This is a genomic window from Streptomyces sp. NPDC048001, from assembly GCF_043203115.1.
In the GTDB taxonomy this organism is placed as follows: Bacteria; Actinomycetota; Actinomycetes; order Streptomycetales; family Streptomycetaceae; genus Streptomyces; species Streptomyces sanyensis.
This window is the reverse complement of record NZ_JBIDBN010000003.1, coordinates 186,205-201,232: the sequence shown is the minus strand read 5'-3', so window position 1 is coordinate 201,232 and position 15,028 is coordinate 186,205. Positions and strand designations below refer to the sequence as shown.

Annotated in this window: 15 protein-coding genes; 4 read left to right on the top strand and 11 right to left on the bottom strand. The window is 76.1% G+C overall.

What is annotated here, in order from left to right; translation table 11 throughout:
- Nucleotides 1–169: 169 nt before the first annotated feature.
- A complete protein-coding gene (locus ACGF15_RS07475; RefSeq protein ID WP_392797141.1) occupies nt 170–2,284 on the top strand; it encodes a SpoIIE family protein phosphatase in 2,115 nt (704 codons plus the stop codon).
- A gap of 46 nt (nt 2,285–2,330) precedes the next feature.
- Here ACGF15_RS07475 and ACGF15_RS07470 read toward each other — a convergent pair whose 3' ends face one another.
- The 3 genes from ACGF15_RS07470 to ACGF15_RS07460 form a co-directional block, all read right to left on the bottom strand.
- Complete coding sequence (locus tag ACGF15_RS07470) at nt 2,331–3,857, bottom strand: MFS transporter (protein ID WP_392797140.1); 1,527 nt, start codon at nt 3,855–3,857, stop codon at nt 2,331–2,333.
- 336 nt (nt 3,858–4,193) lie between these two features.
- A complete protein-coding gene (locus ACGF15_RS07465; RefSeq protein WP_345615301.1) occupies nt 4,194–4,394 on the bottom strand; it encodes a cold shock domain-containing protein in 201 nt (66 codons plus the stop codon).
- 338 nt (nt 4,395–4,732) lie between these two features.
- A complete protein-coding gene (locus ACGF15_RS07460; RefSeq protein WP_345615300.1) occupies nt 4,733–5,353 on the bottom strand; it encodes a histidine phosphatase family protein in 621 nt (206 codons plus the stop codon).
- A 171-nt stretch (nt 5,354–5,524) separates the two neighbouring features.
- Here ACGF15_RS07460 and ACGF15_RS07455 point away from each other — a divergent pair, with 171 nt between their 5' ends.
- Nucleotides 5,525–6,229: a ribonuclease H gene (locus ACGF15_RS07455; RefSeq protein ID WP_345615299.1), complete on the top strand. Its 705-nt coding sequence runs from the start codon at nt 5,525–5,527 to the stop codon at nt 6,227–6,229.
- Between the two features lie 176 nt (nt 6,230–6,405).
- Here ACGF15_RS07455 and ACGF15_RS07450 read toward each other — a convergent pair whose 3' ends face one another.
- The 3 genes from ACGF15_RS07450 to ACGF15_RS07440 all read right to left on the bottom strand — a co-directional run bounded on the left by ACGF15_RS07450 (nt 6,406) and on the right by ACGF15_RS07440 (nt 8,445).
- Nucleotides 6,406–7,233: a tyrosinase family protein gene (locus ACGF15_RS07450; protein ID WP_362611233.1), complete on the bottom strand. Its 828-nt coding sequence runs from the start codon at nt 7,231–7,233 to the stop codon at nt 6,406–6,408.
- A gap of 20 nt (nt 7,234–7,253) precedes the next feature.
- Nucleotides 7,254–7,661, bottom strand: coding sequence for a tyrosinase cofactor (locus ACGF15_RS07445; RefSeq protein WP_345615297.1), 408 nt, complete (start codon nt 7,659–7,661; stop codon nt 7,254–7,256).
- Nucleotides 7,662–8,061: 400 nt separating this feature from the next.
- Nucleotides 8,062–8,445 carry a winged helix-turn-helix transcriptional regulator gene (locus tag ACGF15_RS07440; protein ID WP_392797139.1) on the bottom strand — a complete coding sequence of 128 codons (384 nt, stop codon included), beginning with the start codon at nt 8,443–8,445 and terminating at the stop codon, nt 8,062–8,064.
- A 112-nt stretch (nt 8,446–8,557) separates the two neighbouring features.
- Between ACGF15_RS07440 and ACGF15_RS07435 the strand changes: the two genes are divergently transcribed.
- A complete protein-coding gene (locus ACGF15_RS07435; protein WP_345615295.1) occupies nt 8,558–8,965 on the top strand; it encodes a RidA family protein in 408 nt (135 codons plus the stop codon).
- A gap of 176 nt (nt 8,966–9,141) precedes the next feature.
- On the opposite strand, the gene ACGF15_RS07430 is transcribed toward ACGF15_RS07435, so the two are convergent.
- The 5 genes from ACGF15_RS07430 to ACGF15_RS07410 all read right to left on the bottom strand — a co-directional run bounded on the left by ACGF15_RS07430 (nt 9,142) and on the right by ACGF15_RS07410 (nt 13,684).
- On the bottom strand, nt 9,142–9,813 hold the full coding sequence (locus tag ACGF15_RS07430) for a PH domain-containing protein (RefSeq protein ID WP_392797138.1): 672 nt from the start codon (nt 9,811–9,813) through the stop codon (nt 9,142–9,144).
- Between the two features lie 107 nt (nt 9,814–9,920).
- A complete protein-coding gene (locus ACGF15_RS07425) occupies nt 9,921–10,280 on the bottom strand; it encodes a DUF6204 family protein (protein WP_345615293.1) in 360 nt (119 codons plus the stop codon).
- A gap of 119 nt (nt 10,281–10,399) precedes the next feature.
- Entirely contained in the window at nt 10,400–11,545 is a 1,146-nt protein-coding gene (locus ACGF15_RS07420) for a DUF6596 domain-containing protein (protein WP_362611222.1), read from the bottom strand.
- Between the two features lie 9 nt (nt 11,546–11,554).
- Complete coding sequence (locus ACGF15_RS07415; RefSeq protein ID WP_345615291.1) at nt 11,555–11,962, bottom strand: YciI family protein; 408 nt, start codon at nt 11,960–11,962, stop codon at nt 11,555–11,557.
- Nucleotides 11,963–12,130: 168 nt separating this feature from the next.
- The gene (locus tag ACGF15_RS07410; RefSeq protein ID WP_392797137.1) at nt 12,131–13,684 is read right to left on the bottom strand and encodes a sigma-70 family RNA polymerase sigma factor; all 1,554 of its coding nucleotides are present in this window, start codon (nt 13,682–13,684) and stop codon (nt 12,131–12,133) included.
- Between the two features lie 312 nt (nt 13,685–13,996).
- Here ACGF15_RS07410 and ACGF15_RS07405 point away from each other — a divergent pair, with 312 nt between their 5' ends.
- Nucleotides 13,997–14,899, top strand: a complete 903-nt coding sequence (locus ACGF15_RS07405) for a CAP domain-containing protein (RefSeq protein ID WP_392797136.1) — start codon at nt 13,997–13,999, stop codon at nt 14,897–14,899.
- Nucleotides 14,900–15,028: the final 129 nt, after the last annotated feature.

Here is a 15,028-nt window from a genome sequence, read left to right as displayed (position 1 = left end):
CACGGACCGCCGTCCGGCGCGCGGAACACCGCCTCCTCGACATGGCCAGACGCACCCGGGCCTGCGCGGCCACGGCCGGGTGGCGCCCGGTGCCCCCACGTCCGAACCTGGAGGCACCGGGACGCGTCCGCCGCGCGCGCCCGGCCCGCGTCGGGAAGGCGGTACGACGGTGGAGGAGCCCGCTGCGAGGCACCGGCCGGGACCGGCCCCCGAGGCCCGGGACCGTCCGCTGCCGCTCCACGGGAACGGGGAGGACCCCCTCGGAGAGGCGGTCATGGACGCCCTGTTCGCGCAGGCCGCGGTGGCCGTCTACGCCCTCGACCGCGAACTGCGCATCGAGCGCGTGGGCCCCCTCGGCGGCCTGCCCCGGGGGCTGCCGGTCCTCGGCCGCGCCCTCGGCGACGTCTACCGGCTCGATCCGCCGGACGACGCGGACGCGATCGTCTCCCGGACCCTGAGCACCCGGCGGCCGTCCCGGCTGAGGGTCACGGGGCACGCGGCCGGGACCGAGTCCCGCCGCATCTACGAACTCGCCGTCCACCCCGTCGGGCCGCTTGGGCGGGAGCCCGCCGGGGTGCTCGCCATGGTCGCGGACGTCACCGAGCGCCAGCGCGCCGCCGCCCGCGCCGCCTCGCTCGACGCCGTCCGCGCGCGCGTCGGGCAGTCCCTGGACCTGGCCACCACCTGCGAGGACCTGGTGAAGGCCGTCGTCCCCGCCTTCGCGGACATCGCCGTGGTGGAGATCATCGACGAGATGCTGCGCGGAGCCGACCTGCCCCTCGGCCCCTTCGGCCAGGGCACACCGCTGCGCCGCACGGCCTTCCTCGGCCCGGAGGGCGGCAGCGGACCGGCGCACCCCGTCGGCGACGTCCGCAGCCTGCCGCACCCCACGCCCTACACCCAGGCCCTGGGCGACCTGCGGCCCCGCCTGGTGCGCATCCCGCCCGACACCGCATGGCTCGCGGCCGACCCCGACCGGGCCCGGGCCATCCGCGACTACGGGGCGCACTCCCTCCTCGTCGTGCCGCTCGCGCTGCGCGGCACCGCGCTCGGCCTGATCAGCCTCTACCGCTGCAAGGGCTCCGAGCCCTACCGGTCCGACGACCTGTCCTTCGCCACGGCGCTCGCCGCGCACACCGCGCTCAGCGTCGACAACGCGCGCCGCTACGAACGCGAGCACTCCATCGCCTCCACCGTGCAGCGCCGCATGCTGCCCCCCGACGGCCAGCTCCGCTCCCTCGTCGCCGTCGAGACCGCCCATGTCTACCTCCCCGGACGCAACAGCGGCTGCTGGTTCGACGTCATCCCCCTCTCCGGGGCCCGCACCGCCCTCACCGTCGGACGCGTCACCGGCAACGGCATCCAGACCGCTGCCGCCATGGGGCAGCTGCGCACCGCCGCACGCACCCTGGCCTCGCTCGACCTCGAACCCGACGAACTGCTCGCCCGGCTCCACGACACGGCCTCCACCCTGGCCCGGGAGCGGGCCGCGCACCCCGCGGGCGACACCCGCCCCCAGCCCCTGACGGCCTCCTGCGTCTACGCCATCTACGACCCGCTCACCCGCCGGTGCACCCTGGCCGGGGCCGGCGGGATCACCCCTGCGGTGCTGGCACCCGACGGACGGGGCGCGGTCCTCGACGTGCCCCACGGCCCGCCCCTGGCCTCCGCGACAGCCGACACCTCCCCCTACGGCACCCGCACCGTCGAACTCGAACCCGGCTCCCTGATCGCGCTGTACACGGGGGAACCCGGTCTCCTGTCCGGCGCCGGGAGCCGCCCCCTCGACGAGGTCCTCACCCCGACCGACCGCCCCCTGCACGAACTGTGCGACGCCGTCGTCTACAACACGGTCGCCACCACCCACGGCACCGTGCTGCTCCTCGCACGCACCGGTGCGGTCGCCGCGAGCGACCAGGGGACCTGGGAACTCGACCACGGGGACCGGGCGCCCGCCGCGGCGCGCGGGCTGCTGCGCCGCCAGGCGGCCTCCTGGGGGCTCCCCCCGGAGGTCACCGACGCCGCCGAACTGCTCGTCAGCGAACTCGTCACCAACGCCGTCCGCTACGGGGCGCCACCGGTCACCCTGAGGCTGCTGCACACCTCCTCCCTCACCTGCGAGGTCCACGACGGCAGCCAGGTCACGCCCCACCTGCGCCATGCGCGCACCGTCGACGAGGGCGGCCGCGGGCTGTTCATCGTCTCCCGGCTCGCCGCCCACTGGGGGACCCGCTACGCCCCCGAGGGCAAGACCATCTGGGCCGAGATCGACATCCCGCCCTGACCGGGTACCGGGCCGGCACCGGGGCCGTGCCCCGTGCCGGTGCACCTCAGGTGCTGTGCTCGCACGGCCCGTCCGCGGAGGCGGCGGCCTCCCGCTCCGCCGGGCGGGCGGCCCGGCTCCGCCCCGCCACCACGTCCGCCAGCGCGATGGCCAGCGCCGCGACGACGAACGCCACCGACACCAGCAGACCCGCGTCGTACGCCGCCGCCCAGGCGCCGCCGTCGAGCCGCCCGAAGAACACCGCGCCCACCGCCGCGATCCCGATGGCCGATCCCACCCGCTGCGCGGTCTGGAGCGTGCCGCCGGCACTGCCCGCATGGGCCACCGGCACCTCGGCCAGCGTCAGGGCCTGGTTCGGCGAGATCACCAGCCCGCTGCCCAGCCCCGCCAGCAGCAGCGGTCCGGCCATGGCCCAGCCCACCCCCCGGCCCGGCACCAGGTGGACCGCGAGCGCCGTCCCGGCCAGGCCCACGGCCACCAGCGCCAGGCCGGTGGCGATCAGCGGCCTGCCGAACCGGCTCACCAGCCTGCCGCCCACCGTCGCCGACACCCCGGACGCCAGCGCGAACGGCGTCAGCGCCGCCCCTGCCAGCAGAGCGGTGTACCCCAGGCCGCTCTGGAGGTAGAGCGTCGACACGAAGAAGATCGACGTGAACCCGGCGAAGTAGAACAGGATCAGCAGGCATCCCAGCCAGTAGCCGCGCACCCGGAACAGGGACAGCTTGACCACCGGCTCGCCTCCGCGACCCGCCCAGAACCGCTCCCAGGCCGTGAAGGCGCCGAGGACCAGCACCGAGGCACCGAGCAGCAGCCACCGCCAGGGCCCCGGCCACACCTGCGACTCCACGAAGGGCAGCAGCAGCGTCAGCACCCCGGCCCCCAGCAGCAGTACGCCCACCGGGTCCAGCCGGCGCAGCGCCAGCCGGCCCGCCGTGGGCGTGTCGGGCAGCAGCCGGGCCGCGAGCACCAGGCAGACCGCACCGATCGGCAGGTTCACATAGAACACCCAGCGCCAGCCGTGCTCCGCACCGGCGAGGTGGATCAGCAGCCCTCCCAGCAGCGGGCCCACGCCCGTGGACACGGCCACGACGGTGCCGAACATCCCGAAGGCCCGGCCCCGTTCGGGCCCGGTGAACAACTGCTGGATCAGCGCCGAGATCTGAGGCGTCACCAGCCCGCCCGCGAACCCCTGGAGGGCGCGGGCCACCACCAGCCAGGTACCGGAGGTGGCGGCACCGCAGGCGGCCGAGGCGAGCGTGAACAGGGCGAGTCCCACCATGAACACCGCCCGTCTGCCGCGGGCGTCGCCGAGCCTCCCGGCGGGCACCAGCATCAGCCCGAAGGCCAGGGCGTAGCCGGACAGGACCCACTGGAGCGCCGCCTCCGAGGCGTCGAGCCCCTCGCGAATCGACGGGAGCGCCACATTGACGATGGAGACGTCCAGGAGGGTCATGAACCCGGCGAGCAGGCAGACCGCGAGCGCTCCCCAGCGCCGCGGGGAGTCGGCCGCCGGTCCGGCGCCCTCGTGCCCCGGGCCGTCCGCCGGGGGCCCCTCGGGGGAAGGGGACGTCACAGCCACCACCTTTCCGCCGCGACTGCGCCGCGGACCACCGCGGCCCGGCCTGCTGCGCGGCCCGTGCAACGGACACTGTGTCAGCTCGCCGCCCCGGTGGGCCTCCACCGTCCGCGTGTTCCCCCGACGTGCCCCGGACGCGGGCACCGCGCCGCACGGACGCGTCCCGCCGGCCCCTCCGGGCTCCCGGCGCCGCCCCGTCCGGACCACTGGAGGAACGCCTCCTCGCATCGGGCGCACAGAGGTCCCGGCCCCGAAGGCGCCGTGGCCCCTGGCCTGCGGGGCCGGGGCCGGGGCGGAAGGGGCGCCGGCTTCGGCCCCTTCCGCCGCCAGGGGTCAGCCGCGGACGATGTTCTCCGCCTGGGGGCCCTTCGGGCCCTGCGCCACCTCGAAGGTGACCGCCTCGCCCTCGGTGAGCTCGCGGTAGCCGTTGCCGGAGATGTTGCTGTAGTGGGCGAAGACGTCCGGCCCGCCCGTCTGGGCGATGAAGCCGTACCCCTTCTCGGCGTCGAACCACTTCACGGTGCCGCTGGCCATACTGCCGTCCTTCGTTCTCGCCGGGGACCCCGGCCGGGATGGTGGCGGGCCGCGCCTTGCGTGGCGGGCCCCGGATCGTTCTACCCTGCCCGGCCCCCGTTCCCCGCTGTACGCGCCCGACGGGGCGTCCACGTCCCCTCGAAGAACGCCGCCCGGCGGGCGGGCCGGCCCCCCGCCCCCCGACGCCGCGGGCGGGCTGCCGCCGGCCCCGAAGGGCGTGCGGGGGCGCCCGGCGACCGGACGTGCGGCGTGCGCCACCCGGGTGCGGGGGCTGCCGCCGGACCGCACCGCAGGCCGGTGGCGACCGCAGCCCCCGGTGCGCGTCCCGGGCACCGGGCTCAGACGTGCAGCTCCGGCGGGAGACCGGTCCAGCGCAGGGCACCGGGAAGGTGGCCCGTGTCGTTGTACAGCAGTACCGAGGCCGGCCGGCCGGGCGCGTAGCGGATGACGGTCAGCGCCGCGTTGGCGTGGTTCAGGCCGATCCATCGCCACGGAGGGGCGTCCATCGCCTCGCGGACCAGCCAGGCGATCAGGAAGGCGTGGGTGACCACCAGTTCGTGGCGCGGTGCGTCCCCCGGGACCGGTCCGGTGAACCGGGCGACGGCCTCCCGGGCCAGCCGCGGCCCGGGCTCCCGTTCCTGCGGGGGGAACAGCGCCAGGCGTTCCAGGACGGAGTCCGCGAGGGACTCCGGGAGCTCCCGCCGCTCGGGGACGTACGGCAGGTAGTCGCCGGCGGCCTCGGACACGGACACGGGCACACCGTCCAGTTCCTCGGCGATCAGCCGGGCCGTCCGCGCGGCCCGGGGGAGGGGGCCGTGGTGGACTGCCGCGAGCGGGACGCCGCGGAGCCGCCGCCCCAGGAGCCTCGCCTGCCGTTCGCCGTCGGCCGTGAGGCGGGACTCGTCCTCGCAGGCCTGCCCGTGCCGGGCGAGATACAGGTGGCGCGCCGCCGTGGTCATCGTCAGCCTCCGTGATCGTCTCCTGCTGCAGGACGCCCCCGCCCCGGCGCCCGGTTCCTCGAAAGATCCGCCCGGCCCCGACACGGCACCCGCGGCCGGGCCGCCGCGGTGCCGGGCCCGCGGGACCGGCCCGATTGCCGGTCCGCGCGGCCGCCGTGGCAGCATCGCGGCATGGTCGAGCGAGTGATTGCCGCGTGTGACGGGGCGTCGAAGGGCAACCCGGGTCCCGCGGCATGGGCGTGGGTGGTGTCGGGAGACGACGGACGGGTCGAGAGCTGGCGGGCGGGTCCCCTGGGCCGGGCCACGAACAACGTGGCCGAGCTGACCGCGCTGCGGGAGCTGCTGGAGGCCACGGACGACGCGCAGCCGCTGGAGGTGCGGATGGACTCCCAGTACGCGATGAAGGCCGTCACGACCTGGCTTCCCGGCTGGAGGCGGAAGGGGTGGCGGACCGCCTCCGGTTCGCCCGTCGCCAACCGCGATCTGGTCGTGGCGATCGACGGGCTTCTGACGGGCCGTGACGTGCGGTTCGTCCATGTACCGGCGCATCAGGTGGACGGGGACCCGCTGAACGCGGCTGCCGATGCCGCCGCCAGCCAGGTGGCGCGGACCCAGGAGGCGGCGGGCTCCGCGCAGGGCTCCGCCCTTCCCGCGCCCGAGCCGGTCCCCGCCCGGCAGCCCTCCCGTCCGGGATCCGGGCGCGGCCCGGCCCGTGGCGGGGAGCGGCGGTCCGGCGGGGCTTCGGGCGCCTCGGTGAAGGCCAGGTTCCCGGGGCGCTGCCGCTGCGGCCGCTCCTACGCCAAGGGCGAGACCATCACCAGGAACGGCGACGGCTGGGGCCACCCCGCGTGCGGCCGCGCCGAGGCGGCCGGCTGAGTTCCGCTGGGAGGGCGGTGCCGCGGCCCCTCCCCGGGACCCCCGTCCCTCTTGCCGCGCCCGCCGCGCGGGGCGCACCGTCCCCCTCCGCACGGTGCGCCCCGCCTGCGCCGCCCGCCGTGCGGGCGGCGGGCGGCGGGCGGCGTCCCTGGGGCCCGCCGGGGCGCGGGCCGGGCTCAGGCCGCGGTGTCGTAGGTGTAGTGCGCGGTGTGGTCGAGCATGTCGGCCGGGGTGACGTCTCCCCAGGGCCGCATGGTCTCGTGCAGGTCCACGACGTTCGGCGTGCCGCCCTCGGGCAGGTAGCGGGAGCGGGGGTGGCGTGCCTGCCAGTCGGCCCACAGCTTGTCGACATAGGCGTGGTGGAGCCAGAACACCGGGTCGTTCGGCGAGGCACCGGTGGCCATGTGGCCCCCGACCCAGACGTGCACCCGGTTGTGCAGGTTGACGCCGCGCCAGCCTTCGAGGTGGTTGCGGAAGCCGTCGGAGGCGCTGTTCCACGGAGGCATGTCGTAGGTCTCCATGGCCAGGACCGACTCCACCTCGGCCCGGGTGGGCAGCTGGCGGCCGCCGGAGCCCAGGGTGCGGCGCAGGAAGTCGCGCCCGTCCACACGGACGGATATGTCCCAGTTGCCGTCGGACGCCGCGAACGGGCCGTCGGTGACCCGGCCGTCGCGGCTGCGCCCCGTGCCCCCGAGGAAGTCGCTCGCCCACAGGGACGCGGCCGGGGTGCGGTCGACGGTCCAGTCCCAGTAGGGCAGGGCGACGGAGGGGTCCACCGACTGGAGTGCGCGCTCGAACTCCAGCAGGAAGCGCCGGTGCCACGGCAGGAACGACGGCGAGCGGTGCCCGACGCGTTCGCCGTGGTCGGTGTCCCGCATGATGAAGTCGTTGTGCGTGGTGACGAAGGCGTCGTAGCGGCCGCTGCTCTTCAGCTCCAGGAGCGCGCCGGTGAACGCGCGCTTCTCCGCCGAGGACAGCTCCGCCTGGTTCTTGCGGACGGTCATGGTGTGGTTCGCCTTCCGGCTCAGACGTGGTCGAAGGGGACGAGGTGGGCGCCCTGGAGCTCCCGCACCGCGGCGCGGGCCGCGGCGTGCGGGCTGGCGACGGGCTCGTAGTGGGTGATCACGCTGATCCAGGTGCCGTCGGCGTTGCGCATGACGTGGAGCTCCTCCCCGTCGACGCGGACCGTCCAGCCGGCTCCGTGGTGGCCGCCGTGGCCGGTGTGGCCGCCGGAGGCGGGCGCGCCCTGGATGCGGCGCCCGAGGTAGACCTCGTCGAACGCCTTCGGGTCGCGGTGGTCCTGCGCCGGGTGCCCGGTGGCGGCGGGGCGGCGGTCGGCCGCCGGGGCGGCGCCGACGAGCGCGACGCCGGCGGTGCCGACGGCTGCTCCCACGGCGGCGCCGAGTGCCTGGCGGCGGGTGATGCGGGACACGAGAGATTCCCCCCAAGTGGCTGCGATTGCGGCGGCGGTGTGGTCGGCACCGCCGGCACCAGGTCTACCGGCGTGAGGCCGCCGATCGGAAACAGCCGCGAAAGGTTGGGTCACTCAACGGACAACTCAGCGCAGAACGTACGGGGTTGAACAAAGTCGATCTTGCTCCGAGGGGTTGGCCGCCGCCCGTGGAGCCGGATATTCCGCCGTCGAAGCGATTTCCTGCGGTAAATCCTTCAGTCGAGGGCTGTTCGGTGCGCCCTACTTCACGTCGTGAACATGTCCGGAACATATGCCATCGCGCTCGGGCGCGAGGGCGGAGCCCGGTGCCGAAAACCATCGCCCGCCCCCGGTGTCCGCCCTCCCGTCCTGCGCCGCGTCCCCGCCCGCCGCGCGGGTCTCAGCCGTCGAAGCGGCCGCGGGCGGTCTCGATGTGGTCCAGGTGCCGCTGGGTCCAGGCGCACATCCCGTCCACCGTCGCCCGCAGGGCCCGCCCCGGTTCGGTGAGGGTGTACTCCACGCGCGGCGGCACGGTGGGGTGCACCCGGCGGTCGACGAGGCCGTTGCGCTCCAGCATGCGCAGGTTCTGGGTCAGCATCTTGTGGCTGATCCCCTCGACCTCGCCGCGCAGCTCGGTGAAGCGCAGGGTGCGCTCCCCCACCGCCTCGATGATCAGCAGGGCCCACTTGTTGGCGATGTCCGAGAAGATCTCCCGGGCCAGCGAGTCCGCCCGGGTCAGATCTCCCTTTCCGTCGGATCCGTCGCTGAGCTGCTTGGTCACCATGAGGTTCCCCCGTCACCAGAAAGTGCGTTCTTCCATGTCAGCGCACACTCTCCTACGGTTTCCCAGTAACCACAAGAGACCATTGGTCTCCTGAGACGAGGAGAAGCGCAGCATGGCCGTCACCCTGGTGAACCCCGAGGCACTGCCCGCGGTCGACCCCTACCGGCAGGTGTCCGTCGCGACCGGATCCCGGCTGGTCTTCGTCGCCGGGCAGGTTTCCTGGGACGCGCAGGGCACCACGATCGGTGCGGGCGACCTCGCCCGCCAGGTCGAGCAGTGCTACCTGAACGTCGCCGCCGCCCTCGACGCCGTCGGCGGCTCCTTCGGTGACGTGGCGAAGCTGACCGTCCACGTCGTCGACTGGACACCCGACAAGATGCCCTTGCTCATGGAGGGGATCTCCCGTGCGTCCGCGGTGCTGGGAACGCTCCCCGTGCCGCCTGCCACCCTGCTCGGCGCGGCGGCGCTGGACGTCCCCGAACACCTGGTCGAGGTCGAAGCCGTCGCCGTCCTCGACTGAACCCCGCCGGGCGGGGCCGCGCGTCCTCCGACGGGGCGGCCAGCCCCGCCCGGCGTTCCCCCGCCCCGGGGCGCGGCCCGGGGAAGCGCCGCCGCGGACCGGCGCAGGTCGGGCGGCCGGTGTCCGGGCCCCGGCGCGAACCCCCGCGGACGCCGAGCGCATCCGCGGCCGGGCGCTCAGAGCCCCCGGCCCCCCGCGCGGCGGGCGCGCCGGTAGGACAGCGCAGCCCCCGTCCCGAACGCCGCCGGAACTCCGAGGCCCATCACGGCCCAGGGCGTCAGCACCCCCGCGACGGGCGCCGGAACGGCCCCGAAGAGGGGGAGCAGCATCAGCACGGCCAGCGGGACGAAGGACAGCATCGCCGACGCCACCCCGACCGCCACGGCCGACCGCAGTGACTCACCGTGCGCGATACGGCGCGCCACGCCCGCCTCCCGGGTCCAGGTGTCACCGCGCCGCTCCCGCCACACACGGCGCAGGAACGCGATCTCGCGGTCCAGGTCCACTCGTGCGTCGTCCACGTACCGCAACGCCACCCGCCTGCCGCGCGGGCCGTAGGCGTGCGACACCCGCAGCGGGGCCCGGCGCTGCGTCCCGGCGGCGGGGTTGGCCTCCGTCCGGATGTCCTGCACCTCCGACCAGGGCAGGCGGCTGACGCGGAGGAAGCCCCGCACCCGCAGCCCGTCGGCGTCGGCCACCGTCGCAGCCCGCGCGGCCCCCGCGGCGAACCAGGCGCAGAGCCCGCCGAGGACCAGCGCGACCAGCCACTGAACCCAGCCCGCGACATCCGGCGCCGCCCACACGGGCAAGCCCGCGCCGACCGCCGCGAGGACCGCGGCGACCACCACGGGGGCGGTCCGCCCCGCCCCCGCCCGGTACTCCCGGGGCAGTCCTGCGGGGCTCCTCCGCCCGTCTGGTGCCGCCGCCGGGGGCGGGTGCTGCCCCGCGCCCGGCATCAGCCGGTCCGCCGGGTCGCCTCACGGCGCTGCCGCTTGCCCAGCGGGGCCAGGGACAGGTCCTCGGCGCTGCTCCGGAGGTTCCTGAAACCGTAGCCGCGCCCGGTCAGCCAGGCCCTGGCCGCCTCCTCGGCGCGCTCGGTGGCCGTCAGAATGTCCTCTTCCTCCTCTCCCGTGTCACGGAAGCGGAAGGTGAACGCCGCCCGCGCCGCCAGGTCGTAGCTCAGGTGCCCCTCGGGAGTGAAGGCCGCGCGCAGGACGTCGTGCTCCTCGGCACGGGCCAGGAGCTCGGCCCGCTGCTCGGCGCTGAGCCCGTCGAAGACACCGCGGACGGTGATGCGGAAGGTACGCGTACTCATGGCGCGACCCTAGCCAGCGCCGCCCGCACGCTTCCACCGCGTTTTCCGGCGGCTCCGCCCCCGGCCCGCCGACGGCCCGCCGACGGCCCGCCGACGGCCCCGGGGTGCGGCCCGGGGCGTCAGGGGCGTCGGCGGGCGTTGAGCCGGGCGGCCCGGCGCATCAGGTGGTCGCGCTCGGCGAGGCTGCCCGCCTTGTGCGCCGCCTCCGCGTACAGGCGGGCCGCCGTGCTCGGATCACCGGCGCGCTCGTGCAGATAGGCGGCCGCCGCCGTGTGGCGGGGCAGCGCCGCGTCCAGTGCGTCGAGCTCCGCGAGCCCGGCACGGGGCCCGTCCGCCTCGCCGACCGCCACGGCCCGGTTCAGCCGCACCACCGGACTGCCCGTCAGGCGCACCAGTTCGTCGTACCACTCGACGATCTGCACCCAGTCGGTCTCCTGCGCGGACGGGGCGTCGGCGTGCAGCGCCGCGATCGCTGCCTGCGCCTGGAACTCGCCCAGCCGGTCCCTCGCCAGGGCCGTCTGGAGGATGGTGACGCCCTCGGCGATCGCGCGGGTGTCCCACCGCCCGCGGTCCTGCTCGGCGAGCGGCACCAGGCTGCCGTCGGACGCGGTCCGCGCGGCGCGCCGGGCGTGGTGGAGCAGCATCAGGGCGAGCAGCCCCGCCACCTCGGGGTGGTCGACCGCGGCGGCGAGCCGACGGGTGAGCCGGACGGCCTCGGCTGCCAGGTCCACGTCCCCGCCGTAGCCCTCGTTGAAGACCAGGTAGAGCACCCGCAGCACCGTGGCCACATCACCGGGCCGGTCCCAGCGCACCCCGGACACGGTGCGCTTCGCCCGGCTGATGCGCTGCGCCATCGTGGCCTCCGGCACCAGGTAGGCGTCGGCGATCTGCCGGGTGGTGAGCCCCCCGACGGCACGCAGCGTCAGCGCGACGGCGGATGCGGGCGACAGCCGGGGGTGGGCGCACAGGAAGTACAGCCGGAGGGTGTCGTCCACCGCCGTCGCGGGCCCCGGCGGCGGCTCGGACCCGACGCGGTCCTCCCGCCGCCGCCGGGCGGAATCCGCCCGAGCGGCGTCGAGGAACCGCCGCCAGGCCACGGTGAGCAGCCAGCCCTTGGGGTCCCGCGGAGGATCGGCGGGCCAGACGCGGACCGCTTCGGCCAGGGCCTCCTGCACCGCGTCCTCCGCCGCGGCGAAGTCAGCCCCGCGGCGGACGAGGGCGCCGGTCACGCCGGGGATCAGAGTGCGCAGCAGCGCCTCGTCCACAGGGGCGCCTCACTCACTGACGGTGGGCGGCGCGGTCAGGAACGGGCGCACCTCGAGCCACTCGTGGATCGGCCTGCCGCCCGCCCCCGGTGCGGCCGACAGCTCCCCGGCCAGCTCCAGCGCACGTTCGTAGCCGTCGACGTCGATCACCATCCACCCTGCGACGAGGTCCTTGGTCTCCGGGAACGGGCCGTCGGTGAGGGGCGGGCGCCCCTCGCCGTCGTAGCGCACGAACGTGCCCTCGGGGGCCAGCGCCTGGCCGTCGACGAACTCGCCGGTCTCGCGCAGCCGGGCCGCGAAGTCGTTCATGTACTGCACGTGCGCCGTGATCTCCTGCGGCGTCCACCGGTCCATCGGCACGTCGTTGACCGCCGGGGGAGCGCCTCGGTAGTGCTTGAGCAGCAGGTACTTCGCCATGGTGGCTCTCCTCGGTGCTGGTACGGCCCATTGTGGCCGCGTTCACCCCGGGGACGGAGCCGACCGCGGGTTCTCGACACCCGTGCGCCGGCGGCTCTCCCCCGACCGGCCCCTCCGGGCGCGGGCGGGCCCCGCCCGGAGCCGGCGGCGCACCTCCGTCCGGGACCGCTACGCGGGTCCGGCCAGGGTCTGCACCCACACCAGGCCCTGCGGACCGGGCACGGCCGCCACCCCCATGTCCCGGTAGCGGCAGCCGAGCATGTTCTCCTCGTGGATCGAGCCGTCCATCCAGTCCTCCACCACCGTGGCCGCGTCCCGCGGGCCCCGGTGCAGGTTCTCCGCCCACGGCCCCACGTCGTACCCCGCCTTCGCGATCCGGGTGTCGGCGTGCCCGCCCTCCGGGCTCTCGTGCTCGAAGTAGCCGCGGTCCACCATGTCGCGCGCGTGCGCGCGGGCCGCGGCCGTCAGCCGCTCGTCCAGCCGCACCGGGGCGCAGCCGGCCGCGGCCCGGTGGGCGTTGACCAGCTCGGCCACCTGGCTCGCCATGCTCGGCCGTGCGGCACCGGGGGAGGGGGAGCGCGCCGGGCCCGCCTCGGCGGCCGACGGGGAGGGCGACGGCGACGGGGGCGGCGAGGACGGCACCGCAGGCGAAGGGGCCGGCGGAGCGGACCGCGCCGCGGGCGGTGCCTGCTGCGGAGCCGGTGCGGGCGCCGGTGGGGCCGCCCCGGGCCACAGCAGTGCCAGGGCCAGCGCACCGGCCACCGCCCCGCCCGCGGCCGAGGCCGCGGGCACCTTCCACCGCGCCCCCTCCCGCACCGCGCCGGCCGGGGGTCCGCCCGCGGTGGCGCCGCCCGGTGCACCGTGCCCGGCGGCGGGGTCCGCGGTCGCGGGGGCCCGGACGGATGCCGCGGCGGCACCGGCGACCGCGGTGTCCGTCGCCCCCGGGAGCGCGGCGAACCCGGCCAGGGGGACGACCAGGGCCAGACCGGCCAGCAGACCCTCCGCCGGGACCAGCCCGCGGCGGTGGTCCTCGCACACGCCGCACTCCCGGGCATGGCGGGCGACCCGCTTGCGCCAGACCGAGGACGGACGGCCGTCCCACTCCGCCATGAGCGCGGCCAGCGCACCGCACGCCGGGCGCGCCGCCAGCGCGCGGACCACCAGACGGCCCGTCTCCAGCTGGGCCTTCATCCGCTGCACCCGCACCGCCGCATGGCGGTCGGAGACCCCCAGCGCCTCCGCGAGCTCCGCGCGGGTCAGCCGCCCCGAGGCCTCCTGCCACCACAGGGACAGCAGCTCCCGGTCGTCCTCGTCGAGCCACCGGGTGGCCTCGGCGACCTCACGGCGCTGGCCGGACAGCCCCAGCCGCAGGATGGTCAGGTCGACGAAGTCGCCCGCGGGGTCCGGATGCTCCGCCAGCCGCTCGAGCGGGGCGGGGGCGGTCTGCCGCCGGTCCGTCCAGCGCCGCCGTATCTGGTTCATCGCTATCGCGACCAGCCACGACCGGAACCGTGAGGGATCCCGCAGCCCGGCGAGCCCGTCGAGCGCCCGGAACATGGTGTCCTGCACCACGTCGTCCACGTCGGCGTGGCCGTCCAGGGCGCGTCCCACGATGTTGTAGACGAGCGGCAGGTAGTCGGCGGCGAGCAGCTCGCGTGCCCGGCCGTCACCTGCGCGTGCCGCGCCCACCAGCTCCCGGGTGTGCTCGCTGTCCGTGTGCATAGCCGTCCTGCCCGTCGTTCGGTACGTCCTGTCGTCGGGAGACCCGGCGGCGCGCCGCCGACAACAGAAAAAGAGCCGGCGCCGGCAACGGAAACGCAGCCGGACCCTACGCAACACCGCACGGAAACGGAACTCCCGCCTCTTCCGGCCGTCCCCCGCACCCGCCGCCACGCCCGCGCCGCACCCGTGCGCGCCCGCCCGGGCCCGTGCACCGCCGCCTCGTCGGAAAAACCGTTGTCCGGCCGCAGCCGTGCGGTCTCCGAAACGGCCGGGCACCGTGCCCGGCGGGTTCGTACCACCACGGAGCAAGGCATGCAGATGCACGACGAACGACCCACCACCAGCGGCGAGGCCGCGCGCGAGGTGCCCCGCCGCCACCGCCGGGGCAGGCGCCGCCGCCCCGCGGCGGCGGGAGCGAGGACGGCCGCGGCCCTCACCGCCGCGGCGGTGGCGGCCCTGGCGGCCGGGGCCGTCGTGCTCACCGACGGGGACGACGCCACGGCGGACACGGCCGCCTCGGCCCCCGCCACCACGGCCGTCGCCGCCGGCCCCGGGGACCGGGTGCCGCTGTCCCGGACCACCGGCCCGTCCGCCACCCCGTCCCCGTCCGCGACCGTGTCGCCCTCGCCCTCGGCCTCGGCCTCCCCGGCCCCGTCCGCCTCCCGGACCGCCGCCGCGGCCCCCACTCCCACCCCCACCCCGACCCGCAGCCGCACCGCGACCGCGCGTGCCCAGAAACCCTCCCCGGCACGGACCGCCTCCCCGAAGGACGGCCCGGTCGGCCCCGACCCCACGCTGCCCGGCCCCCGGACGACGACGCAGAGCACCAGCGAGGCGGAGGCGATGTCGCTCAGGCTGCTCAACGCCGAGCGCGCCACGGTCGGCCTGCCGCCCCTGAAACTGCGCACGGACCTGAGCGAGTTCGCCCGCGGATGGGCCCGGCACATGAGCACCTCGGGTTTCGGCCACTCCGACTCCTCGGACACCGACCACCTGCTCACCGGCGGCCGCACCTGGATAGGCGAGAACATCGTCTGGTGGAGCGACGAGTCGATGACCGCGCAGGAGGCGGCCGAGAAGTTCCAGTCCATGTGGCGCCACAGCCCCGGCCACTACAAGGGGCAGACCAGCACCTCGTTCACCGAGGTCGGCGTCGGTATCTACCGCGACGGCTCCGGCTGGTGGGGCGTGCACAACTTCTCCGACGCCCGCTGACCCGCACCGGCGCCCCTCGCCGCGGAACACGGCCCCCGGCCGCGCGCACCCGCGCGGCCGGGGGCGCCCCGCTGCCGCTGCGGCCCGACGCCGGTGCACGGCAGGGCCCGCAGGACGCCGAAGCCCCCA

Excerpts from the sequence above, each read along its gene's own strand:
- ACGF15_RS07440 (WP_392797139.1), bottom strand. The coding sequence starts at position 8,445 with ATGGTGACCAAGCAGCTCAGCGACGGATCCGACGGAAAGGGAGATCTG.
- ACGF15_RS07465 (WP_345615301.1), bottom strand. The coding sequence starts at position 4,394 with ATGGCCAGCGGCACCGTGAAGTGGTTCGACGCCGAGAAGGGGTACGGC.
- ACGF15_RS07410 (WP_392797137.1), bottom strand. The coding sequence starts at position 13,684 with ATGCACACGGACAGCGAGCACACCCGGGAGCTGGTGGGCGCGGCACGC.
- ACGF15_RS07425 (WP_345615293.1), bottom strand. The coding sequence starts at position 10,280 with ATGAGTACGCGTACCTTCCGCATCACCGTCCGCGGTGTCTTCGACGGG.
- ACGF15_RS07455 (WP_345615299.1), top strand. The coding sequence starts at position 5,525 with ATGGTCGAGCGAGTGATTGCCGCGTGTGACGGGGCGTCGAAGGGCAAC.
- ACGF15_RS07405 (WP_392797136.1), top strand. The coding sequence starts at position 13,997 with ATGCAGATGCACGACGAACGACCCACCACCAGCGGCGAGGCCGCGCGC.
- ACGF15_RS07460 (WP_345615300.1), bottom strand. The coding sequence starts at position 5,353 with ATGACCACGGCGGCGCGCCACCTGTATCTCGCCCGGCACGGGCAGGCC.
- ACGF15_RS07415 (WP_345615291.1), bottom strand. The coding sequence starts at position 11,962 with ATGGCGAAGTACCTGCTGCTCAAGCACTACCGAGGCGCTCCCCCGGCG.
- ACGF15_RS07450 (WP_362611233.1), bottom strand. The coding sequence starts at position 7,233 with ATGACCGTCCGCAAGAACCAGGCGGAGCTGTCCTCGGCGGAGAAGCGC.
- ACGF15_RS07435 (WP_345615295.1), top strand. The coding sequence starts at position 8,558 with ATGGCCGTCACCCTGGTGAACCCCGAGGCACTGCCCGCGGTCGACCCC.